A 22,196-nucleotide genomic window follows, 5' to 3' on the forward strand; every position below is an offset into this window, starting at 1 on the left:
TGCTCCTGAGTCATGGCGGACTCCTTGCTGTTCGCGGTGCGCATTGCCGCTACGGGCTACGCCCTCCGCGCCAATGCGCACCAGCATGAGAAACCAACCACTGTCAGATTTAGTCTAGTCCACTGCAAATCAACTGTATCTCGCGACACCTCAACGACCGAATCAGGCACATGTTGGTGTTTCGGCTGCCATCGTTTCGTCGATCGACATCTGCTGTCGAAACGGCGAGCTTCTATGTGTCCATGCTTTGAGCCAGCATAGCAACTTGGGCAATAGCGGCCTTGATGATTAATTGCTTCCGGAAGAGAGAGAGACTTCCGTCGCCTTCGCATTCCATGTCGATCTGAGTTCTGGTTGGTGTGATACCTCGTGTCGCACATGCCATGATGAACGCGATCACCTTGGCCTGGTATTTTTCTCTCTGAGCCTGCGCCTCCCTGGCCATAAATTCCGCATGCATCTGTGCAAGACGTGACGCCAACTCTCGCTCGCGCCTCCACACCGTCGTTGCTGTTATGTTCAGCCCCTCCGCTACCGCGCCAACTGACAGCCTTCCCCCATCCGCAAGCGCATCGTCAAGCCGCGTCGCGAGTTCAGGACCTAACTGTAGCCGCCGCGCACCTGCTCGATGAACCTCAAAATGAGGCTTTTTTCTCGCGCTCTCCTCCGCGCCAAACTTGTTGGTGACAAAGATCTGCTCCATGGTGACCCCCGTCGCGTAGCTTGCGCGAACAAACAGTTGCAGCGGTGCCGGGTATGTACCATCGGCAAAATATCCTACCTGCCGCTGCAGGAGTCCTAATGAGCGTCCCATCTGTGCAGAGGAACCACAAAAAAAGACTTCGCGTAGCGCACGCACTGCCACGTCCGAGGCGATGAGGTCGATGTCGTCTCTGACGTTGGAGAGCGACAACGCCTCTTCTACCGTGCACGAGAGAAACAGGTCCAGCTCGCTGATAGACGTTGACTCACCCGGAATCAGTCTCCCTAGCCACTTGCCGCATCCGCGGCAGCAGCCAACCCTGGTGAACGCCCCGAATGACGGCTGGCGGCCGCGTCCGCAATGTGGACACTGAACCTCAAGACACACGCCGTGATGCGGGCAAACGACCACATCCGAGATCCGCCATACAAGGGGTTCGTAGACCATCCTTCCATGACTCGCGAATTCGTGAAGACAGACAGGGCACCATGCACGGTGTGTTCGCACCAACGCTCTCGGTGCGAGAGATTGGCGCCACGACAGCATCGTCGCGCGCCGCAGATCTGAGCGGTTCAGAAGGGAGTTCATCGCCTTCGCCCACATATCTGCAGATTGCAGCATGCCATCAACCGTTCCATGGCGAGGGATTCTCTGCACGGCGGGCGTCGCGCTTCCTTCGTAAATGCGCGGCGCTACGAGCTCGCGGTAGAAATCACCAAATGGAACGGACAGGCGCTCCGCACACCTCAGCGCCAGACTACTGAGTTGTTCCCCGCGTCCTCCAACCTCGGTTGCCATCTCGATGTCCATGGCGCCCCCAATAAGACACTATATGTCGTTATACGATATATAATGCCTACACCAAACGCAAGCAAGTCTGGACAACCGAGACTCCCGGAGGAACCGCGTGCTGTTGCAAATTGCATCCGACCTGCATCTGGAGCGCCTGGAACCCATGGCCACTCCCGACGCACTGTTGGATAGGGTGAGATCAGACGTACTTGTGCTGGCGGGAGACATACACCGCCTGGAAAGGGTTGCTGGACTATTCGCTGACTGGCCTGTCCCCGTCGTATATGTGCACGGAAACCATGAGTTGTATCACCGGGATTACGCTGTAGCACTCCGGCATGCGCGAGAACAGTACGCGCGAACGAACATCCACTTCCTCGAAGGACAGGAACGCGTAATTGACGACGTCCGCTTCCTTGGATGCTGCCTCTGGAGCGACTTTGTGCTGCACGGGATGGCGGGACCTGCCATGAACTACGCCCAGGATTTCGCGCCCGACTACAAGATCATTTTCGATGGAGGAAAGAGAACGCTCACCCCAGCCGACACCAGAGCGACTCATCGTGACTCAGTGGCATGGCTGGAGAGCAAGCTGCGTGAACCCTTCCGGGGGAAAACGGTTGTGGTTACGCACTATGCCCCCCATCCGATGTCGCTTGGCTATCAGGGCGGCCGGGCCAGCGCAGCAGCTTTCGCGAGCGACCTTGGCCGTTTGTTGCGATGGGCGGATCTCTGGATTCATGGTCACATCCATGAATCCAGCGACTACATGTGGGGCGGCTGCAGGGTTGTTGCCAATCCCGCAGGATATGGACGACGTGGCGGCGTTGGATGGATCACAAATCGGAATTTTGATCGTGGACTTGTGGTGCAGATTTAAGTGGGTGAAGCACGCCCACGCGAGAAGAACGAGTTCTGTTACGACCGCATTTGATTGATAGGTGGACTCGCGCGTCCTCTCCTCTTAAAATTGATCTCTCCTTCAACGCGAAGCCACTCCTCAATAAGTGCTTTGCAGTCCCTATCGAAATATCTACGGTCAACGCCAGAGAGATTGGAAATTTTCCTGTATGACGGATAAACTCCATCTGCAATTAGCATCCTGAATGCATCGCGAATTCTCTCCAGCCTCACCTGTTTATTCGCCACCGTTCTTTCCGATCTTAATAATTTACCTCGCTGAGTGATTCGATTGACTATATCTGGAAAATGTTTTCGTGCCGTTGCACTGGATATATTAACCTGTTTGATAGAACTTCCCAGGTTGATGAACGTGTGACTATTCGCAAGATTTTCAAACTCACGTTCGAGCGCTTGCCAGTCCCTTTTCCTCGGTTCTTTCGGATCCTCCATACTTGACGTATCCGGGCCACGCCACGATCCAAGCTGCCCCAGAATCACTCTATGCAGTGGCTGCCGCGAAGCAGAAGCCACCATTGCCAGGATTGCCAGTCTGGGTGTTTGCGGCATATATTCGTAGTCCGAAATTGTTGCGTAAGAAAATTCAAGCTTCGATAAAAATAGTTCACGCACTCCCCTTGTTGCAAACAAATTTTTATATGTAAAGCGCCCATCATGGCCTTGATTCTCAAACCGAGCACCCTGTGCCAGCAAACTCATGATAGCGCGTGACACCCTCATCTCGGACTCGTCGGCATGCCGAAGGCCACGAGCGGCGTCTTCGGTTCCCATCCACGCGCCACACCGGTTACAACAGCCTACCCTGGAAGCGTGCCCAATCACCTGCTGTTCCGGCACCCCGCATGCATGGCAAACAGTAACGAGCTCAACTCCGTGTACCGGACACGCCGTAACGGCTTGCAGGCGCCACAACAAGGGCTCAAAGACACCCGGCCCCGATAGCATCAACGCGAGACATAAGGGACACCAGGCTCGGTGGCTACGCAGGAGGCCGATTCGGGACAAGAGACCGACGAACGGAAGAAGCGTGCACGCCTCCAGGCGATCCGATGCCACAAGGCTTCTCAGCGGGCCGAGGTATAGGTCTGCAACGGCGCCTAGTCCATCGATCCCCTTCATCCGTCGCAGGAGAACGAGCTCGCCCGTGACTCTGCGTGAGTACTCGACGGGGGCACGCCACTCGTCAAATGCCCACCTCACAAAATCCGCAAAACCAACGGACGCACGCTCTGCTGCCCGCTTCCAGAGACTCGAACACGCCTCGACAAGGCCGGTGCCGATGCCAATCGCCTCAATGAGGCCAACCTTACTCGAAGGGATGGTTGGGCGCATTGGTATTTTTCGTTGCTCCGACGCGGCCATTTCGCTGGGCCTTTTCATTTCTCGCAACCTTTTTGGTAGTGGGAGCTTCCGCGTTCGCAATAATCGGTGCGTTTGTCTTTTCCCGCTCAAGCGCAAGGTCGCGTCCTGCGTATTGCTCGAGTCGGATGACATGTGTCTGATAAAGTGGCCATTTCAATGGACCTTTATCGCTGAACTGGCTTAGCGCATCGGTCGCGGCTCGAACCGCCAGACCACACCGACCGTCCAGGCCTGCACGAATGTCATCTGAACGCGATGACAGACTGCCAGGTTCGCAGAATTTCGGACCAAGCCGCACTTCCATTTGCACCATGAACTCATGGAAGTTTTTTTTGTCCTTGGCATTGTCACCGTAGGCATCTTGCCGCAACACCATCGTACGGACTTTCATCTGAGTGTCATGCTCGATAATCTGCCTGATGTCAGACGTTCCTCCAATCAGGAGTGGTTGTCCGGTTTGGCCAACGATGTACTTGAAAGCGGTTATTGCCCGAGCGACCTGAAGTGGAGTTAGCGTGACGGGGATCGTGTTGCCCTCATCGACGATAAGGAAGAGTTTCTCTAGCTGAATGTTTTTGACAAAACTCTGCCACAGTGCCTTCTCCCTGTCCGTTTTGGAGACCGAAGCGGTCACCGGACGGTGCCGGGGCGCGCCCTCGGCAATATCGCCGTATGCGATCTTGCTGAATGGAAGGATTTCATCGCTTTTCACATAAGCTTCCGTGATTGCGATTGTCCAGTTGAACCGGCCTTGATTGTCGGGTGGGGGTACCGAGAATCTGAAACACCCCCTCTTCTTTCCGGCCTTTCGTGCCAACTCATCGGTCATCCCCGCTATTGACTCGAACAGCGTCGTTTTTCCGACGCGGGCTGGCCCAATGTCAAAAATCAGCAGATCCCGAGAACGTCCGGCAACAGCATTCATGATCGTTTGCTGCAGCGTTACAAATTTGTCGTGCAAACATACCCACTCGTTAAGGTCGTCGATTGCATCGACGACCTCCTGAGGCGTGAGGTTCAATTGCTTTACCATCGCTGCGTAGTCAGGTTTTGCCATGATACGTCTCCTGGTTGTGCTTGGAGCTTGAAAAACAGTCGAGAAAATTTAACTATGACTCTGGCATCCTTATTATTTCTTGGTGCATCCGAGAGTGTTGAGGATGGTAATGAAACCATCCCTCGTCTCTTCCAGATCACCATAGGCATCTAACATTATCACTCTGGTTCTCACTTTCAGCTGGGTGTCGTTCTCGGCAATATGCCTGACAGAACGAGCGCCAAAAATCAGGATTGGCTGCTGCGTCTGGGCGGCGATATACTTGAGCCGGTCTATTGCCCGCTTCACCTGAATACCCGCTTGCGTAGCAGGAATCATGTCGCCTTCGTCGACGATCGTAACGAGCCGTTCCGACTTGAGGTTATCGACAAAAGACTGCCATAGCGCAGCCCCCCGTTCGGCGGGAAAGACTTGTCCACTTGACGCATTTGCTAGTGTAATAGCCGCTCTCCAGTCGAAGCGGCCCAGTTTGTCGGGAGAGGGCACCGAGAATCTGAGGCAGCCGCGACTCTTCCCTTGCCGCTGCGCCAACTCATCGACTATTCGCGCAATTGTCTCGGACAAGGTTGTCTTTCCGGCTCGGGCAGACGCATTGACAACAATTAGCGAATCCCGGGAGCGTCCGCTAATGCCATCGAGAATGGTCCGCAGGAGCTTCGCAAAAGTGGGATGCAGACAGGCCCACTTCCTGATCCTTTCGTTTGCTTTGACTACCTCCTGAGGCGCAAGACTTAAGTGCTGCGATATCGCTGCGTAGTCAGGCTTTTCCATGAGACACCTCCAGTTTGCGGACCCAAGCCAGAAAGACGGTCGAGAATCTCGAACTATGAATTTGGAATCCTCAACATTCTTTGACACTTTCTCTCGATTTTTAGAGCACTACTGGTGGCAGCGTCAACGGGGTCGGCATCCGCATCCGACGCCTACCGGTCCAGTTGCGATGTGGCCCGCCCAGCCGCATCGCCTTCCGTGCCTGGCACCGGTTGTGGGTTGGCTGGCATTCCTGCACTCACTCTGCCAGTCGCGCCGGAGGTTTCGATGGGCGTAGCACCCGCGCCACTGCTGGGCGGCACATTGACGTAGTCGTGTGAATCCGGCTAGCTTTGAGAAGGGGCGGCGCCCTGTGCTGTAACCTGTGCACCCTGTCGAACAGCCGGGCAACGTGATCCCTGCGCGCAGGGTCACCTTCAAGCTCGAGCATCTTCTCAGCGAGCACGTTGGCGATGAGGACCGGGTTGCGGACGCCCCGCAGCCTCCCAAGCTTGAGTTCAGCGAGGACATTGAGCAGTTCACGCCTGGGATAGCGCGCGAAGAAATCCGCGTAGACGCATCTCGCGACTATCCACCCAAGCGTCTTGCGCGCACAGATGTAGACAAGGCCGGGATGGATCAGATCAGCAAAAACGCGGACGGTTTGTCCCCGGAATCGCTTCAGATATTCCGAGAAGTACGCCAGGTTATCCACTACGACATATCCTTCGTCGCGAACCCGCCGCAGTCGCCCATATGAGGAGCGTGCCATGCGATAGGGCAACCTCCGCGCGGCCCACACTTCCCGCTCCCCCCCGTCGAACACAGCCTTGGCCTCATCGTGAGACGCCAGATTTGACTGTTGGACCATCACTACGTAGTCAGGCTTTTCCATGAAACACCTCCTTCGGTTAAAACTAGAAAGACAGTCGAGAAGGTCGAACTGTGACTTCGAATTCCTCATCATTTTTTGACGCATCCTGTGTATCACTGCGAGATCTATCTGCCGCGTCGAGGGTTTTGGAGCCTGCGTTTGGGGCGTTCCCGTCCACTTGCGGGGTAGCCCCCCCGGCGGCAGCGGTTCCAGCGCCCGGGACCGCTTGTGCGTTACCTGGCATTTCTGCGCACTGGCTGGCAGTTGCACCGCAGGCTTCGGTGGGCATGGCACACGCCCCAGTGTCCGGTGGCGCGTTAAAGTAGTTGTGTGCATCGGGCTCTGTCTTGAGAAGAGACGGCGCCCTGTTGTGCAACCTGTCAAGCTGCTGGGCAAGGAGATCCTTGCGCGCAGGGTCGCGCTCAAGCTCGAGGATCTTTTCCGCGAGCGCACTGGAGATGAAAGCCGGGTCGCGGACGCCCCTCAGCCTCCCAAGCTTGAGTTCAGCGAGGACATTGAGCAGTTCACGCCTGGAATAGAGCGCAAAGAACTCCGCGTAGATGCATTTCGCGTCTATCCACCCAGTCTCCTTGCTCACATAGACGTAGACGCGACCGGGATGGATCAGATCAGGAAAAACACGCACAGTTTGTCCCCGGAATCGCTTCAGGTCTTCTGAGAAGTACGCCAGGTTATCCACTGCAACATATCCTTCGTCGCGAACCGTCCGCAGCCCCTCGTGCGAGGCAGGTGGCATGCAAAGGCGGCGCAATGAGACGGTGAGATCAACATGTTTTCGATATTCCCCACCGACTTCCCCCTTCCGGCGCGCGATGTAGTCCTTGACGGGCTCATCCCCGGTCCGCGCAGATCCCGCCTCCAGTTCCACCTCGTCGAACACCCCCTTGAAGAACGCGCTCAATTGCGTGAGGGTCATAAGTTCCGGATTGCGCGCAATAAAGGTCCGCGAATAGTCATGCAGATTCTTCACCGCCACGGTGTTGCCCGCCAGCATCTGCAATGACTGAACGGTGATCTTGTTGTTGGCGGCCTCGACCGGGGCCCCATAGCGAGGTTGATAGGGAGGACGCCACAGGAGATGCGACGCTGCTATCCGCAGGACGCGGTGCATAACGAGCGAATCGAACTCCGGCGCATTGTCGACGACGATGAATAGCGGCAGGCATCCGTGCCTGTCGATACACTCGAACAAGACCGTCATGACCGCGGCAGCGCCCGGCCTCCCAAATGTAATCGTCCAGGCGATCTTGAACCCAGTCGCAGCGTCGATCATCACCGTGAGCCACACCTGAACCTTGATGCGCCGACGATTGGCCGAATTCTCGATCCTGATTGCCAGCGGCGTGTGGTCGACATGCGCGAGGATGAACGGAGTCGTGGTCTGATAGAGGGGATTTAACGTACCAGGCGGAGCGAATCCAGCGATGGCGTAGCGAGCGGCACTCCCATCCCGCAACTGGACGAAGATGCTCCGCTTGCGCCAATCCTTGTCGCGCGCCTTTGCGGTCCTCTCCGAAAAAGCCGGCAGATGCAAACGCTTTGCCAGGGCAGTGAACATGCCGTGCGTGGCACGAAGACTCCAGTGTTTCAGAAGGCGGTGTTTCAGGAACACAAGGTCCCAGAGCCGCTCGCTCTCCGGAAACCGCTTCGCCCTGAAACCACGCTCGTGCCATCGGGGGAGGAGCCCAAATACCGCACTGCCGTATAGCAGCTCCCCCAGCTCCGCCTGTGACTGCCAGAGTGCTTTCGTCGCGGGCGGTATGAGCTTGCCCTCGCGCTCGGGACCACTCCCGGGCCACCAGTAAGAGATTCGCTCGGAGAGCGTTGCGAGCTTATGCAGGGCATAGTCGTATGCTTCGGGCGACACGAGCTCGATGAAGTCTGGCTCGGAGTTCGATGTAGTGTCCGTCGACGGCGTGCTGCCGCTGGTCTCGAGTGACAGGTAACCTTCGTTCGCTGCCCTAGCCGCCTTGAAGGATTCATATGCGACGGCGTCCCTGAAGACTGCGGATGAACGCATATCCGTCACATCCTGCAACGCCAGCGGGAAGAACACGCGACGCGTGACGATCAGATGGTTGAGGTCATCAGCATTGATCAGTTGCTGGTCAAGCAGATCGCGACGAAACATGAATCCCCTGGCCTTGACCATCCCCACCACAACCTCGCACGCTGCGGGATCATGAACCGTGTAGCCAGGCTGATGATAGGGGCTGAGCAACGCGATGTTTTGCAGATACCAGCGACCAAAGTGCTTCTCTGTCAGTATCTGGTACCGCAGGCCCGTTGGTGACAAACGCTCCGCGACGGCAGGACATGTCCAATGCCCTTCATCGACTTTCTCGTAAAGCGCGCTCCCCCCCATCGCGCTGCGTTCCAGCATCGACGTCGGGAAGACATCGATGAATCCGCACCACCCCTCCCTTATCGCGAGGACGAATGGCCTGACTACGTCAACCTGCGTGCGGGTCCCAAAGCTAACGGGGTAACGAACACCCCCAATATCGATCGGCCAGCTATAGTATCCGCGACATCTGGAGAGCGGATCGTCCAGCTCATGCAACAACGCTGACTGCAGCGTAAAGTGGTTAAGCCGGACGGCAAAACCCATCAGGGCACTGATGTGCTCTCCCCGCATGCCCCCAATCTGAACCCGAGGTCTTGGCTCCAGAGGCTCCCCCTCGCAGATCGCGTGTACGAGCTCGATCCCCTTCTTCGTTACGAGCGCGCGTCGAAGCAGCGCGTCGAGGAGGTCGAAGTTAATTCGGCTCACGTTGCACCTCATCACCGCCTTGCGGCGGACTTGAAGGCTTCGCGGGCACGCGTGCCACCCGAATCCAATGAATCATCCATTCTTGGCCGCCTTGAAGGCTTCGTATGCGATGGCGTCCCTGAAAACTGCGGATGAACGCATATCCGTCACATCCTGCAACGCCAGCGGGAAGAACACGCGACGCGTGACGATCAGATGGTTGAGGTCATCCGCACTGATCAGTCGCTGGTCAAGCAGATCGCGACGAAACATGAATCCCCTGGCCTTGACCATCCCCACCACAACCTCGCACACTGCGGAATCACGAACCGTGTAGCGAGGCTGATGGTAGGGGCTGAGCAACGCGATGTTTTGCAGATACCAGCGACCAAAGTGCTTCTCTGTCAGTATCTGGTACCGCAGGCCCATTGGTGACAAACGCTCCGCGACTGCAGGACATGTCCAGTGTCCCTCATCGACTTTCTCGTAAAGCGCGCTTCCCCCCATCGCGCTGCGTTCCAGCATCGACGTCGGGAAGACATCGATGAATCCGCACCACCCCTCCCTTATCACGAGTACAAATGGCCTGACTACGTCAACCTGCGTGCGGGTCCCAAAGCTAACGGGGTAACGAACGCCCCCAATATCGATCGGCCAGCTATAGTATCCGCGACATCTGGAGAGCGGATCGTCCAGCTCATGCAACAACGCTGACTGCAGCGTAAAGTGGTTAAGCCGGACGGCAAAACCCATCAGGGCACTGATGTGCTCTCCCCGCATGCCCCCAATCTGAACCCGAGGTCTTGGCTCCAGAGGTTGCTCCTCGCGGATCGCGTGTACGAGTTCGATCCCCTGCTTCGTTATGAGCGCGCGTCGAAGCAGAGCGTCGAGGAGGTCGGAGTTAATTCGGCTCACGATGCACCTCATCACCGCCCTGCGGCGGACTTGAAGGCTTCGCGGGCATGCGTGCACCTGAATCCAATGAATTATCCATACGAGGGCGCTCCTGCGGTCGCGACGGTGGATCGGGCCGACAATAGGTGATACAATTTAGTATTACGAATTAACGTTCCGTCACCCCTCTCGCTACGGAAGACGCGTTGCCAACTTCTTACGGTTTTCCGTGGAAGCTGGATGCGACGAACAGGGCAAACGGGTTCGGCAGATGCCGCTGCCTATCCCGGCTCACCACGCAGAGCAAGGCGAGCAGACCCGCTCCAATTGGGACTTTCGGATGCCCCCGTTGCGCTCGTCGCAGCATCAATGCCCTCCAGACTTCCTCAACTATGTCCATCTGGAACATCCGTATGTAAGCTGACTTGGCGGTTCCCGGTTGATTCGGTTGCCGGAAGCAGTCGAGGTGCGCGAGGGCACTGTGCGGACGCACCGGGCTGCAGTCGGCGCGCCGCAGATCGAACCGTCTGCGTGCGTTGTTGAGGCTAACGGGCACAGGCTGGCTCAAACGCCCTTCGCGCAGCCGGTCGTCGAGACTTAAGGCACGTGAGCGTTCAACCGGCCTCCCGCGCGGGATGAGCCGCCGCGGGGCGCGACGCTCGTGCACCAACGCATCCGGCTCCCCCCAGGCGGATCCGGGCAGCCTCTTAACCAGTCTCAATTGAGGCCTCGCTCCGTGGTGGCGGGACCGTTCCGGCACCCTGCCGCAAAATTCGGGTGGTCTCTCAACCAGTCGCAGTTTTGGCCTGGGTCCGTGCTGGCGAGGCCATTCCGGCGCGCGCGCGACTCTGGCACCGGTAGGTGGGAAGCCCGGTTCGATACCCGGGCAGCCGCGATGCCACCAGGCGACTGTGGTCATCAAACGCAACGTGAGCGGGTCAACCACCCAGTCCAGTGTCCAGCCCTGACCCACACCGCCAGCAACGGGCCCCACACTACCCGATTGACCCGGGCGCCTCCCGCGTCGCTGCTTTGGGAGCGGCAAGCTTTCATCGCGGCCAGATTGTCCGGGGTTTATCACCTGTTTTTTGCTCCGCCGGCCGCCGTGCAGCCACGGCGAGGCAAACGGTGGTCGTGGCCGCGTCGACGCACACAGACGCGCCCGCACCGGATTCGCAACACCGCGACCGTTCTTTCGCCTGTCCATGGCTAGCTCCAGTCAGATGTGTCTGCCATCGGTCGAACGCAGTCTATTCACGCGTGCAGGAATTTCAAGGCCGGTTCTGGACAGCCAGCCATCCTGAGCGATCCCGGGCGTGACCGTCCGATAACAAACATCTTAGAGAGAGTTTTTGTTGAAGATTCAACAAATAGTTCGAATTTACCCCTCATAAATAGTTGTTGAATCTTCAACACAGGTCAGAACTTCGGACTTCACCGCTGCCGTCAGTCGCAGTCCAAGGATGACTCGGTGCGTAAAGGCGTGGTCTGCGTGCGTTGTTCTGCTGTCAGGACACATGCGAAGCAGTAAGAAACTGGCGAGAACCCCACAGGAAGCCATGGAGAGCCCCGGTGAACCTCAACCGGGGAACTGGAAACAGCGTGGGGACCGGCCTGCAGCGTCGTGAGTGATCGACCGCAAGGAATGGCGAAGTTCGCGGAATGCAGGTTGAGTGTTTCAGGTTCCCTTGCATGAGAAATTTAATCTGCATGTCTAATTAAATGAATGAAGAATAAACCACGCCGACAGGCCAAATTGTACGTAATAGATAACGAAAATCGGGAACGGGACGTGCCTTCGATCGCCGGAAATAAAATTCCATTTCCCTGCAATAATCCAGAGTTTTTAAAGTTAACCATTTAAAACAGACGGCGAATCTCCGCCGGGATGGCACCGCCAAGCGCAAGCCAGCTGCGCGGTCAGGGCACCCGCCAGCTGCTCCAGGCACGCGTCGGGACGCAGCGGTCGCCCGGCTTCCAGGCTTCAAAGACAGGGCCAGTGACGGTTTCCGGATCGGCTGGCCAGCTCCAGCCCGTGAACCAGGATGGTTACGGCGCCCGGACGCGCTTTTCCGGAACCGCGCGGAACGGCGAACGGTGCGGCCGCCGCCTCCATCGCCGGAAGGCGCACGGCGGACCGCGCCCCCTTTCTCTTTCTTCTTTTTCCGGCACCTCACGGACCGTCTTCACCGGCTAACCGTCATCCATGGGGAGCCCCGTGCTGTCACGACACCTTGTTTTCAGTTCGCCTGACGGGACCGGCAACGGCTGCTGACGGATTCGGGCCCGGCGGCGTCCGGCTCCCTCGTCTGGCGGCGGCCCGCAGCCCGGGGGATGGCATCCGGCGCACCCTTCGGCGCGCCGGATGCACTGTCCCGGCGGCGCCCTGCCGGTCATGGAGTGCCCTGCCGGCACCGGCCCGGGGCCGGTATCGTGCCGGAGGGTGCATGGCCGGTTGCAGCGTTTGCGATAACTGGGCTTATCGCAAACACCTTCCGCGCGAACTAAACTGTCTGCATGAACACCACTCCTGTCCCGGCCGCCGGACAGGGGAACGGCCCGTCCCCCGCCACGCCCGCTGCCCTGCCTGAGCTTCCCGATCTCGCGTCGCTCGCCGCGCTGCGTGCCTGGCATGAGGGGCTGACTGCACGCGAGGCTGTCACGCGTTACCTCGCCCACCTCCGCGGCGACGGCCAGTCTTCCCGCGGCGTGATCGCCCGTATCCGCCGGCAGCTCACCGCCTGCGCCCGGGGCCGCCAGCGCGACGACCTCATCCCGCTCTTCACGGGCCCCGCTGCGGCCCGTACGGCGTGTGCCGCGCAGGTCGTCGTGGCACTCGATGCGATGCGTGTCACCCGCGTCCCGGCCCCGCAGCCCGCGGACGCCGTCGACCGGTGGCTCGCCCCGCGCACGGCCCGCGCGCTCGCTGCCGCCGGCATCGGCTCACTCGCCGACCTGCTGCTTGTCATGCCGCGCCGGCGCCGCTGGTGGCAGGGGGTGCCCGGACTGGGCGCCACCGGTGCACAGGCGGTCGCGGCATTCCTTGCGGCCTACCCGGACCTCACCCGGCGCGCCGCCGACGTAGTTGCCTGCACAACGGTGGCGGCCCAGCCGGTCCCGCCGTGGTCCCTGGTCTCGCTGACCGTGGCACTGGACGGCTCGCAGGGGCGTTTTCGTGCGCCGCGCGAGGCGTGCGGCCTCGCCGCCACGACCGATGCGGAGGCGGTCGCCGCATGGCTCGCGCTGCATGAGTCGCCGCACACGGTACGTGCCTACCGGCGCGAGGCCGAACGGCTGCTGCTGTGGGCCGTCGTCGAGCGCCGTCAGCCACTCTCGTCGCTGACCACCGAGGATGCGACCGCCTATCGCGCCTTCCTCCGGCGCCCCGTCCCCGCCTCGCGCTGGACCGGGCCACCCTGCCCACGGGCCTCGCCCGCGTGGCGCCCGTTCGCGCGAGGACTGAGCGCGCGCTCCGCGGCCCATGCATTCACGGTCCTGCGCGCGCTCTTTGCGTGGCTCGTCGACCAGCACTATGTCGTCCTCAATCCTTTTGCCGGCGTGACGGTCCGCGGCGCCCGCCCGCGCGCCCCGTTCGACCTCGCGCACGCCCTGGATGACCGCGAGTGGAAGACCGTGCGCGCGTTCGCGGACCGGCTCGAGCGCAGCCATGCTGGCCGCCCCTGCTGGCAACCGCTCGCCGCGCAGCGCCTGCGCTTCGTGCTGGATTTTGGGTATGCCACGGGCCTGCGCGCGCACGAGTTCGTGGCCGCGGCGCTTGGCGACATCGGTGTGGAAGCGCACGGCACGTGGTGGCTCAACGTGACCGGCAAGGGCACGAAGCCGGGGCGCGTCGCGCTGCCGCCGCTCGCGCGTGACGCGCTACGGGCATATCTGAAGGCGCGGGGCCTGCCGGTCATGCGCGCCCGGTGGGATCCCGCCACGCCGCTGGTGGGCATACTCGACGGGAATCACGGAAAGCGAGCGCGAGGTGCGCGCAATGCGCTGGCCGAGGCAGGCATCAGCGCGGCGCGGCTGCGGCAGATTATCGGTGAGTTTTTCCGGGAAGCGGCAGTGGGCCAGGAAGCACGAAACCCGGTGCTCGCCACGAAGTTGCGGCTCGCCAGCCCGCATTGGCTGCGGCACACGCACGCCACGCATGCACTCGACGCCGGAGTTGAACTTGTCGCGGTGCGCGACAACCTGCGCCATGCCTCCATTGCCACAACCTCGACTTACCTGCACGGCGATGAGGTAAAACGCGCGCGCCAGGTCGGTGCGGCGTTCCGCCGTGCAACGCCGCCCAGACGGCATTGCCAACCCGTGTTCCAGCCGCCCCGCTGACCACGCCGGGTCTCGCATATTCCAGAAAGCGTGTCATTCTTTCGAAATAGTCGAGACGGCGAACCATTGTTCCATCGATTGCATTCCAGTTGCGCCACGGATGCCTCAAGTGTTGTGATGTGTGGTGATGAAGTTATAAGGTGGGTTCAATTGCACATATCGCTTTATCGGCAGACCGTGGGGAAAAGTGTCGATGTTGCATAGATACGCGGCGAAGACTCCCTCCTGGTCTGTTATCCACGAATCACCTCTGTTAAGTGTTTTTTCGAGCAATGCGATGTTCTTTGCGCTTGCTGCGACGACCACCACCCATCGATTGTCCGCCTTGAATCCATGCAACTTGTTCACGTCGCGTGTGATCGCTTCCTGCAAGCTCATTCCGCCGAAGTTCCCGTTTGTGCTTTCCACTTTGATCTCAACGGCATAGGTCTCCCCTCCATCCTTAAAATAGAAGTCGACCATCTCGCTACTGTACGGGTGCGGATACGGAATTTCTCTAACTTTTGCGGAAATTCCCAACCTATGTAGATGGTAAGCGATCTGCACCTGTGCGGCCGATTCCCAAGGGCCTTGCGACGTCCAGCTTTTCGCAAATTCGCTGGGCTCTCCAGAAAGATTCTGCGGATGGACGCCCGCGGCCTGCAGCACGGTGTTAAGGAAATCACTTTCTGTCATGATTATTCCACCCGTCCAAAATTGGCGATTAAGTCTCGACTCACGCCTTGAATAAGGTTTGCGATCGCCGGCCGAGATTTTTGCACCGTTGCGACATATATTTCACTTTCCTTGCCTTTGAAGTATTTGTACGCAAACTCCTCGCAGTGCAGCCTCACCCGCAAATGATTCATGATGCAGGCGCACTCGATTGCGCTAAGCATGGGGACTTCTCCGCCTCGCTCGTCACTCGCAAATGAAGTCGGGCAGCGCCGCAGGCCAATTGACAGGACTCACAGGCCAGGAGCACAAAACGCGGCGATACCACCGCGGAAAACTGCTATTCCTCGATCACTCTAGACTACGCAAGAATAAATAACCAGAAATCAGCGGACGAATTTTACTCATTCGGCATAATAATGCGTAGCGGCTATCCGTTGAACTGCGCGCTTGAAATCTACCCTCCGTTTAAAAACATGTGAGCCCAATCTCGACCCACGCATCACAGAGATCTTGCCGCCAACTCGCCGCGTGGGACTCACCAGGAAGGCAGACACAATGCAGCCGGTTCGCGGAATAAAAGGGATTATTTTCGTGGAGAGCTGACACTAAGCTCAATCTTGAATCATATTCACGCGCTGCGTATCAAGGCGGGAATCCCCGCGTCGGACGACACTACCCCGACGAGGAACGACACACTATCGGTCTTGGCGACCACTACACAATACTCACTCCTCCGACTTCGGCGGAGGTCCTGAGTTGCTGCTCGCCGTTCTTAGGAGCGCTTGGATCGTCGTCGGCGCCGATAGGCCAATCGAAAATGCTAGAAGCGGACGCAGGACTGATCCATCAAGTGCATATACCCATGCCAACAGCGCGCCCGCGAAGGGCCAAAAGACAAAGAACAGGAAATAAAGGAAATCTTTTGGGATGCGCTCCTTTCTCGGTTTCTTGCTGTCCTCCCATAAGTTCATCATGTTAAGGACAAACCCGCCAAGCGCAGCCAGCACTATTAACAATTGAAAAGTTATATGCGGCTGCGGCGCGTCCATATCATCCTCCAAGCCTGTTTGTGATGACGCTTAGAAGCCGCTCACGAATTCCAGCATCAGCTTCATATTTTTCTCTTGTTGAATATAGCGACTGTCCATGCTGATTACTTCGTCTCGCCTTGATGAACTTATCTGATCGATTAATGATTTCGTCAACCTCGTCGCCCGAAAGCCCCGTATCTCTTGCGAGACCCTCCACGGTTCGCCACACGTAAGCGGAATCATTCACTGCTGCCAGGATTCGCTGTTCAAGTTGAGCAATGAGCAGATCATCACCCTTCTCGTCATCCGAGTCTATGCTCTCCATGTGTATCTCCTGCACGAATCTCAAAGATCCGCTGACGTCGTCGCGCTCCACTTCGCGCCCTTCTCATCGTGAACATTGCATTCGCTGATGATGCCGTAAGTGCGCTGTCGTACAAATCCGTGCATCTGGACTTCCTCATACGAATTGCGAAGCGCCGAAACAGCATACACCGATTACCGTGGCAAGACTCCCGACATGCGTGCCATACAGCCACTCGTGGCGGCCAACGATCCTCGCACTCCAACGCCATCCACTTACTTGTCCAGACGTCTGCAATCGTTTTTGGGCAAGTCTCTACCGCCACGTGAGAAAAGTACATCCGTTCGCCAATCTATGCGACGTTCACGTCGGACGGCTCGACGTGCCAGTTCGCCCGCTGTCATGATTGGCGTTGCTTTCACGGCACGATGGTTCACGTCGTAGCACCTCGCTTTCCCGCATTCGAACGTTTCCAGACGGAGCCGATTCTGAGCCAGATGCTGGAAGCCTTGGCGCTCTCCGCTGAACGGGATGAACGTGTCGTCGGTGTCGATATTTCGTTCCTAGCGAACAAGAAAATTGGCATTACTTATAAATTAGGCGAAAGACAAGAAAAACATTGATCATTATATTTATGTAAAATGATGAACAGAAGATAAAGGCCCGTCGATGCGACAGGCCTTTATCCGCTTTACCTTCGCTTTCCGGATCAACGAGACTATCTAGCGCTTCCGCCGGCGCCGCTCAACTAGCATCCCGGTAATCGCAAGCATCGCGCTCAGTCCCAGAGTCGACACGACTTCGCTACGATGCGCCTGTCCGCACACCATCACCACGAACGCGAGAATGATCAGCCCCACGACGAAAAGCCCGAGGAACGGATGCAGCCACATGCGCACCCGCAGCCTGTTCGATTCGATCAAGGCGCGGCGCATGCGCAACTGGCTCACGGCGATCACCAGATAGACGAGCAACGCCATGGTTCCTGTGGTGGACAGCAGCGTTTCGAACACATATTTGGGCGCCAGATAATTGGCCGCACAGCCGGCGAATGCCGCGGATGTCGAAGCGAGGACGGCAATCACGGGAACGCCGGAACGCGTCGTGCGTTTGACCATTGCGGGCGCCTGCTTTTTCTCTCCGAGCGAATAAATCATGCGCGACGCGGTATAGAGCCCAGAATTCAGGCAACTGCAGACGGCAACGAGAATCAGCAGATCGATCAGGGGCTTCGCATAAGGAACGTGGATCGCCTGAAGCACGGCTTGATAGGAGCCGATACGCGTCAGTTCCGGCGCATTCCACGGCACCACCGCGATGATCACGAAAATCGATCCGATATAAAACAACGAGATGCGCCAGACCACAGAACTGATGGCGCGCGAGATTTCCTTTTCCGGGTTCGCCGATTCGGCGGCCGCAATCGTCACGACTTCCGTGCCGAGAAACGTGAACATGGTGGTGAGCATGGCCCCCGCGATAGGCGCGTAACCACGCGGGAGAAATCCGCCCTGCCCGAACACGTTGCCGCTGACATTCACGTGAACGCCCGGAATGACACCCACAATGGCCGCCACACCGCCAACGATGAACAGGATGATCGCCGCGACCTTCACGACCGAGAACCAGAACTCAAGCTCGCCGTAATGCTTGACGCTCGCAAGGTTTGTGATGGTCAGCGTAAGCGTCACCGCCACACAGAACTTCCACACCTCGATCTGCGGGAACCAGCTATTCAGAATATTGGCCGCCGCTGTGGCTTCGAGCGGCAGCACGAGCACCCAATACCACCAGTACATCCAGCCAATCATGAACCCTGCCCACGGGCCGATCGCCCGGCCTGCATAGGTCGAGAACGAACCCGAATCCGGCATCGCGCAGGCCATCTCGCCCAGCATGCGCATCACGAGCACGACGAGCAGACTGGCAAGCAGATAGGCGATGATCGCGCCCGGTCCCGCTTCGGCAATGGCGTGGCCGGATCCGACGAAAAGCCCTGCCCCGATACTTCCGCCGATCGAAAGCATGACCACATGGCGTTGCTTCAGGCTGGAGCCGAGCGAACCGGCGGGAACGTTCGATGAGCGCGTCTCGTCGCGCCGCTTGTGGTGCTCCGCATGCGGAGCGAAATCCATCTCTGCCAGAGCGATGGCCGTGTCACCTCGATTGATTCCTTGTGGGGTCTCGTGCATGTCTCTTCCTGTCATCCTTGCCCGCAGGCGTTTCATCGGAACGGCGGTTCTTGCGCCGCGCTTCGGGCAATTGGCGCGAAGCGACACCGCGCATCGCCTTCGCGCAGCAGTTGATTGAGCCGCCGGCAGCGCCGCAATGCGGCGTCGAAGCTATACGATTCGCGAAAGAGCGCCATCTGAAGCGAGCGCCGCGTCACACCCAGTGTCCGCGCCACGTCTTCGATTCGCCACGCGTACCACGGCAGCCGGAACATGGCTTGCGCCAATGCAAGTCCAAAGCCGCCACCATCGCGCGAGAAGGCTTGCGTCAGGCCTTTCCAGTCCGGCTCCGTTGCCGTCGTGCACGCGTCGATTTCCAGTTGCAGCCAGCCGCTGGCCGCGCCGGTCTCGTCGGGTATCGCGCACACGTCGAACATTTCCTCGGTACCAACGCGCATTGGCACATTCAAGCCCAATGGCTTTCCGCCGAGTCGGCTCGTGAGCACGTGGCGCCCTCTTTCGGCTCGCCACGCCAAAGCGAAGGGAAATCGCAAGCCCTTCAATTGCGTCTCACGCGTCGTGTCGAATCGGTATACGTGCACGGCGAACCGCCGAATATCAGCGAGTGCCAGTCGATGGCGATTGAATTAAAGGTGATTCAGATTTCGGCCCGAGCAATGAGGCGTGACGTATTCCCGCCCCATTGCCCGACCGATGCGGCCACCAGCCGATCAGCTGCGGTAATTGGCGCCGTCGCGATCCAGCAGACGAAGCAGCGCCGTCCATTCGCGGTCCAGGTGCACGGTGTCGAGATACGCGTAGTCGTCGTGCTGTTTCGCCGCGTGCTCACAGACTTCCGGCGATGGGATGACGACCTTTTGACCGGCCGACAGCGTCGCGACCTGAATCTCGCAAGCGCGGTTCAGGTAGAACATGCGTGTAAACGCTTCGGCGACCGAGCGGCCAGTCGTCAGCAGACCGTGATTGCGCAGGATGAGATAGTCGCGCTTGCCGATCGACTTGACGATGCGCTCGCGCTCGTCGAGTTCGAGCGAAATGCCCTCGTACTCGTGGTACGCCACCCGGTTATAGAACTGCATGCTGATCTGGTTCAGCGGCAGCAGGCCGCATTCCATTGCGGCAACTGCCATGCCGTAGGTCGTATGCAAATGCACCACGCACTCCACATCGTGACGCGCCTGGTGAAGCGCGCTGTGAATGGTGAAGCCCGCTGCGTTGACTTCGAAGCGGTCGTCGTCGACGGGATTTCCGTTCACATCGATCTTCACCAGCGAAGACGCGGTGATCTCGTCGAAGAACCAGCCGTGCGGGTTGATGAGAAACTGATCGTGCGTACCCGGAACGCGCGCGGAAATATGCGTGTAGATCAGATCGGTGAGCTGGAACTTCGCGGCCAGCCGATACGCAGCCGCCACCTGGACGCGAGCATCCCATTCGGCATCCGAAATATTTCTGGGTTTGCGATTGATGTGTGGATCGGTCGTCGAAATCATGTTTGAATTGCTCCGCTGATAAGAGTAAAAACGGTTTTCTTTCGGTCGGCTCGCGCGGGCGAGCCTTGCGGGAATGTGTCAGAGAGTCGAGGTCAAGGTGGGAACGGCTCCGAACAAATCGTCCACCAGAGCGTAGTCGGCCACGCTGAAGATCGGCGCTTCTTCGTCCTTGTTGATCGCGACGATGATCTTCGAGTCCTTCATGCCGGCCAAATGCTGGATCGCGCCCGAGATGCCGACTGCCACGTACAGTTGCGGCGCGACGATCTTGCCAGTCTGACCGACCTGATAATCGTTCGGCACATAGCCAGCATCGACGGCTGCGCGCGATGCGCCAAGTGCGGCGTTGAGCTTGTCCGCGAGCGGCTCCAGCACCAACGCGAAGTTCTCGCCGCTGCCCAGACCCCGGCCGCCCGAGACGATGATCTTCGCGCTCGTGAGTTCCGGACGGTCGAGCTTCGTCACTTCACGGCCGACGAACTGGGTGAGGCCGCTGTCCGCTGCCGCGTCGAGCTTCTCGGCTGCTGCGCTGCCGCCTTCGGCAGCAACTGCATCGAATGCCGTCGTACGCACGGTGATGACCTTGATCGGGTCGACCGATTGCACTGTCGCGATGGCATTGCCCGCGTAGATCGGACGCTCGAACGTGTCCGGCGAATCCACGGCGGTAATGTCGCTGATCTGCGCGACGTCGAGCTTCGCGGCGATACGCGGCGTGACGTTCTTGCCCGGTGCCGTTGCCGGCGCGAGGATGTGCGTGTAGTTCTTTGCCGCATTTCCCACAAGCGCGAGGACCGTCGCTTCGACGTTCTCGGCGAGACCCTGCTCGAGTTGCGGCGCGTCGGCCAGCAGCACCTTCGCAACGCCTGCGATCTTCGCGGCGGCATCCGCTGCGGCTTGCGCATTGTGGCCCGCGACCAGCACGTGCACGTCGCCGCCAATTTTCTGTGCTGCTGCGACCGTGTTCAGCGTCGCGGCCTTGATCGACTGATTGTCGTGTTCGGCTATGACCAAACTCACCAGATTCGTCATTCTGTTGGCTCCCCTTACAGCACCTTGGCTTCCGTCTTCAGCTTCTCGACCAGCGTCTTCACGTCCGGCACCTTCACGCCTGCGCTACGCTTCGGCGGCTCGGCAACCTTCAGCGTCTTCAGACGCGGCGTGACATCGACGCCCAGGTCTTCCGGCTTCACGATTTCCAGCGGCTTCTTCTTCGCCTTCATGATGTTCGGCAGCGTGACGTAGCGCGGCTCGTTCAGGCGCAGGTCCGTCGTCACGACCGCGGGCAGCTTGAGCGACAGCGTTTCCGCACCGCCGTCCACTTCGCGCGACACAGTAGCCTTGCCGTCGGCAACAACCACCTTCGAGGCGAACGTAGCCTGCGGCAGGTTCGCCAGCGCAGCGAGCATCTGGCCGGTCTGGTTCGAATCGTCGTCGATGGCCTGCTTGCCGAGGATGACCAGTTGCGGCTGTTCCTTGTCGACCAGCGCCTTCAGCAGCTTGGCCACAGCCAGCGGCTGGAGGTCTTCGTTCGACTCGATGAGGATCGCGCGATCCGCGCCGATGGCCAGCGCCGTGCGCAGCGTTTCCTGCGCTTGCGTCACGCCCGCCGAAACGGCGATGACTTCCGTTGCCACGCCCGCTTCTTTCAGACGCACCGCCTCTTCCACGGCGATTTCGTCGAACGGGTTCATCGACATCTTCACGTTGGCGATGTCGACGCCCGTGCCATCCGACTTCACACGAACCTTCACGTTGTAGTCAACGACCCGCTTCACTGCTACCAGAACTTTCATCATTGTTCCCTTTCGTCCTACCCTTTCACGTCGACGGCAAGATACACACGGTGCGGCGACACGAATATTTCATTGTCCTAATTCATGCATCTTTCATCGAAACACGCGACTGCTACAGGTGGTGTCGCCGTCCGCCTTAAAATTCCATGAAAAGTTAAGTTTTTACGCGACTACAACCTATCAGTGTTTACGCCGAGAACGCCGTCAAAGCGAGTCTTCCCCGGTGCCGGCGCACGACAAATAATCTATAAAAAAC

Annotated in this window: 19 protein-coding genes and 1 pseudogene; 3 read left to right on the forward strand and 17 right to left on the reverse strand. The window is 58.8% G+C overall.

Translation table 11 applies throughout. From position 1 onward, the window contains the following. Nucleotides 1-232 precede the first annotated feature (232 nt). The gene (locus tag AB4Y40_RS40240; RefSeq protein ID WP_368692590.1) at nt 233-1,513 is read right to left on the reverse strand and encodes a TniQ family protein; all 1,281 of its coding nucleotides are present in this window, start codon (nt 1,511-1,513) and stop codon (nt 233-235) included. A 97-nt stretch (nt 1,514-1,610) separates the two neighbouring features. Here AB4Y40_RS40240 and AB4Y40_RS40245 point away from each other — a divergent pair, with 97 nt between their 5' ends. Next, complete coding sequence (locus AB4Y40_RS40245; protein ID WP_368692591.1) at nt 1,611-2,375, forward strand: metallophosphoesterase; 765 nt, start codon at nt 1,611-1,613, stop codon at nt 2,373-2,375. Between the two features lie 38 nt (nt 2,376-2,413). Here the strand turns inward: AB4Y40_RS40245 and AB4Y40_RS40250 are convergent, their stop codons facing one another. From AB4Y40_RS40250 to AB4Y40_RS40280, 7 genes and pseudogenes are all read right to left on the reverse strand, one after another. Then, nucleotides 2,414-3,115 (reverse strand): hypothetical protein, encoded by a 702-nt coding sequence (locus tag AB4Y40_RS40250; RefSeq protein WP_368692629.1) that lies wholly within the window; start codon nt 3,113-3,115, stop codon nt 2,414-2,416. A gap of 174 nt (nt 3,116-3,289) precedes the next feature. Then, nucleotides 3,290-3,796 (reverse strand): annotated as a pseudogene (locus tag AB4Y40_RS40255) (TniQ family protein); the annotation flags it as partial. Next, complete coding sequence (locus tag AB4Y40_RS40260; RefSeq protein ID WP_368692592.1) at nt 3,723-4,835, reverse strand: hypothetical protein; 1,113 nt, start codon at nt 4,833-4,835, stop codon at nt 3,723-3,725. The gene AB4Y40_RS40260 and the pseudogene AB4Y40_RS40255, both read right to left, overlap by 74 nt. 72 nt (nt 4,836-4,907) lie before the next feature. Further along, nucleotides 4,908-5,606 carry a hypothetical protein gene (locus AB4Y40_RS40265; RefSeq protein WP_368692593.1) on the reverse strand — a complete coding sequence of 233 codons (699 nt, stop codon included), beginning with the start codon at nt 5,604-5,606 and terminating at the stop codon, nt 4,908-4,910. Between the two features lie 238 nt (nt 5,607-5,844). After that, nucleotides 5,845-6,480, reverse strand: a complete 636-nt coding sequence (locus AB4Y40_RS40270) for a Mu transposase C-terminal domain-containing protein (protein ID WP_368692594.1) — start codon at nt 6,478-6,480, stop codon at nt 5,845-5,847. 22 nt (nt 6,481-6,502) lie between these two features. Then, the gene (locus tag AB4Y40_RS40275; protein WP_368692595.1) at nt 6,503-9,253 is read right to left on the reverse strand and encodes a Mu transposase C-terminal domain-containing protein; all 2,751 of its coding nucleotides are present in this window, start codon (nt 9,251-9,253) and stop codon (nt 6,503-6,505) included. A 72-nt stretch (nt 9,254-9,325) separates the two neighbouring features. Next, the gene (locus AB4Y40_RS40280; protein WP_368692596.1) at nt 9,326-10,147 is read right to left on the reverse strand and encodes a hypothetical protein; all 822 of its coding nucleotides are present in this window, start codon (nt 10,145-10,147) and stop codon (nt 9,326-9,328) included. A gap of 2,496 nt (nt 10,148-12,643) precedes the next feature. Here AB4Y40_RS40280 and AB4Y40_RS40285 point away from each other — a divergent pair. Next, on the forward strand, nt 12,644-14,467 hold the full coding sequence (locus AB4Y40_RS40285; RefSeq protein WP_368692597.1) for a phage integrase family protein: 1,824 nt from the start codon (nt 12,644-12,646) through the stop codon (nt 14,465-14,467). Between the two features lie 105 nt (nt 14,468-14,572). On the opposite strand, the gene AB4Y40_RS40290 is transcribed toward AB4Y40_RS40285, so the two are convergent. The 4 genes from AB4Y40_RS40290 to AB4Y40_RS40305 all read right to left on the reverse strand — a co-directional run bounded on the left by AB4Y40_RS40290 (nt 14,573) and on the right by AB4Y40_RS40305 (nt 16,480). Then, nucleotides 14,573-15,142, reverse strand: a complete 570-nt coding sequence (locus tag AB4Y40_RS40290) for a hypothetical protein (protein ID WP_368692598.1) — start codon at nt 15,140-15,142, stop codon at nt 14,573-14,575. A gap of 2 nt (nt 15,143-15,144) precedes the next feature. After that, entirely contained in the window at nt 15,145-15,345 is a 201-nt protein-coding gene (locus AB4Y40_RS40295; protein ID WP_368692599.1) for a hypothetical protein, read from the reverse strand. Nucleotides 15,346-15,849: 504 nt separating this feature from the next. Then, nucleotides 15,850-16,173 (reverse strand): hypothetical protein, encoded by a 324-nt coding sequence (locus AB4Y40_RS40300; protein ID WP_368692600.1) that lies wholly within the window; start codon nt 16,171-16,173, stop codon nt 15,850-15,852. 1 nt (nt 16,174) lies between these two features. After that, entirely contained in the window at nt 16,175-16,480 is a 306-nt protein-coding gene (locus tag AB4Y40_RS40305; protein ID WP_368692601.1) for a hypothetical protein, read from the reverse strand. A gap of 407 nt (nt 16,481-16,887) precedes the next feature. Between AB4Y40_RS40305 and AB4Y40_RS40310 the strand changes: the two genes are divergently transcribed. Continuing rightward, nucleotides 16,888-17,082 carry a hypothetical protein gene (locus AB4Y40_RS40310; RefSeq protein ID WP_368692602.1) on the forward strand — a complete coding sequence of 65 codons (195 nt, stop codon included), beginning with the start codon at nt 16,888-16,890 and terminating at the stop codon, nt 17,080-17,082. Nucleotides 17,083-17,181: 99 nt separating this feature from the next. On the opposite strand, the gene AB4Y40_RS40315 is transcribed toward AB4Y40_RS40310, so the two are convergent. The 5 genes from AB4Y40_RS40315 to AB4Y40_RS40335 all read right to left on the reverse strand — a co-directional run bounded on the left by AB4Y40_RS40315 (nt 17,182) and on the right by AB4Y40_RS40335 (nt 21,940). Next, entirely contained in the window at nt 17,182-18,486 is a 1,305-nt protein-coding gene (locus tag AB4Y40_RS40315; RefSeq protein ID WP_368692626.1) for an amino acid permease, read from the reverse strand. Between the two features lie 197 nt (nt 18,487-18,683). Further along, nucleotides 18,684-19,088, reverse strand: coding sequence for a hypothetical protein (locus tag AB4Y40_RS40320; RefSeq protein ID WP_368692603.1), 405 nt, complete (start codon nt 19,086-19,088; stop codon nt 18,684-18,686). 273 nt (nt 19,089-19,361) lie between these two features. Next, a complete protein-coding gene (locus AB4Y40_RS40325; RefSeq protein ID WP_324161257.1) occupies nt 19,362-20,144 on the reverse strand; it encodes a class II aldolase/adducin family protein in 783 nt (260 codons plus the stop codon). Nucleotides 20,145-20,222: 78 nt separating this feature from the next. Then, nucleotides 20,223-21,167 carry an electron transfer flavoprotein subunit alpha/FixB family protein gene (locus AB4Y40_RS40330; RefSeq protein WP_368692627.1) on the reverse strand — a complete coding sequence of 315 codons (945 nt, stop codon included), beginning with the start codon at nt 21,165-21,167 and terminating at the stop codon, nt 20,223-20,225. A 23-nt stretch (nt 21,168-21,190) separates the two neighbouring features. Then, entirely contained in the window at nt 21,191-21,940 is a 750-nt protein-coding gene (locus AB4Y40_RS40335) for an electron transfer flavoprotein subunit beta/FixA family protein (protein WP_368692628.1), read from the reverse strand. Nucleotides 21,941-22,196 lie beyond the last annotated feature (256 nt).

The sequence above is a fragment of the Paraburkholderia sp. EG287B genome (assembly GCF_040965595.1).
Lineage (GTDB): Bacteria > Pseudomonadota > Gammaproteobacteria > Burkholderiales > Burkholderiaceae > Paraburkholderia.

Bases quoted from the DNA above. Each gene is read 5' to 3' on its own strand.
- AB4Y40_RS40300 (WP_368692600.1), bottom strand. From the start codon at position 16,173: ATGGACGCGCCGCAGCCGCATATAACTTTTCAATTGTTAATAGTGCTG.
- AB4Y40_RS40325 (WP_324161257.1), bottom strand. From the start codon at position 20,144: ATGATTTCGACGACCGATCCACACATCAATCGCAAACCCAGAAATATT.
- AB4Y40_RS40260 (WP_368692592.1), bottom strand. From the start codon at position 4,835: ATGGCAAAACCTGACTACGCAGCGATGGTAAAGCAATTGAACCTCACG.
- AB4Y40_RS40250 (WP_368692629.1), bottom strand. From the start codon at position 3,115: ATGAGTTTGCTGGCACAGGGTGCTCGGTTTGAGAATCAAGGCCATGAT.
- AB4Y40_RS40295 (WP_368692599.1), bottom strand. From the start codon at position 15,345: ATGCTTAGCGCAATCGAGTGCGCCTGCATCATGAATCATTTGCGGGTG.
- AB4Y40_RS40305 (WP_368692601.1), bottom strand. From the start codon at position 16,480: ATGGAGAGCATAGACTCGGATGACGAGAAGGGTGATGATCTGCTCATT.
- AB4Y40_RS40285 (WP_368692597.1), top strand. From the start codon at position 12,644: ATGAACACCACTCCTGTCCCGGCCGCCGGACAGGGGAACGGCCCGTCC.
- AB4Y40_RS40320 (WP_368692603.1), bottom strand. From the start codon at position 19,088: ATGCGCGTTGGTACCGAGGAAATGTTCGACGTGTGCGCGATACCCGAC.
- AB4Y40_RS40335 (WP_368692628.1), bottom strand. From the start codon at position 21,940: ATGAAAGTTCTGGTAGCAGTGAAGCGGGTCGTTGACTACAACGTGAAG.
- AB4Y40_RS40290 (WP_368692598.1), bottom strand. From the start codon at position 15,142: ATGACAGAAAGTGATTTCCTTAACACCGTGCTGCAGGCCGCGGGCGTC.
- AB4Y40_RS40315 (WP_368692626.1), bottom strand. From the start codon at position 18,486: ATGCTTTCGATCGGCGGAAGTATCGGGGCAGGGCTTTTCGTCGGATCC.
- AB4Y40_RS40310 (WP_368692602.1), top strand. From the start codon at position 16,888: ATGGTTCACGTCGTAGCACCTCGCTTTCCCGCATTCGAACGTTTCCAG.
- AB4Y40_RS40270 (WP_368692594.1), bottom strand. From the start codon at position 6,480: ATGGAAAAGCCTGACTACGTAGTGATGGTCCAACAGTCAAATCTGGCG.
- AB4Y40_RS40265 (WP_368692593.1), bottom strand. From the start codon at position 5,606: ATGGAAAAGCCTGACTACGCAGCGATATCGCAGCACTTAAGTCTTGCG.
- AB4Y40_RS40240 (WP_368692590.1), bottom strand. From the start codon at position 1,513: ATGGACATCGAGATGGCAACCGAGGTTGGAGGACGCGGGGAACAACTC.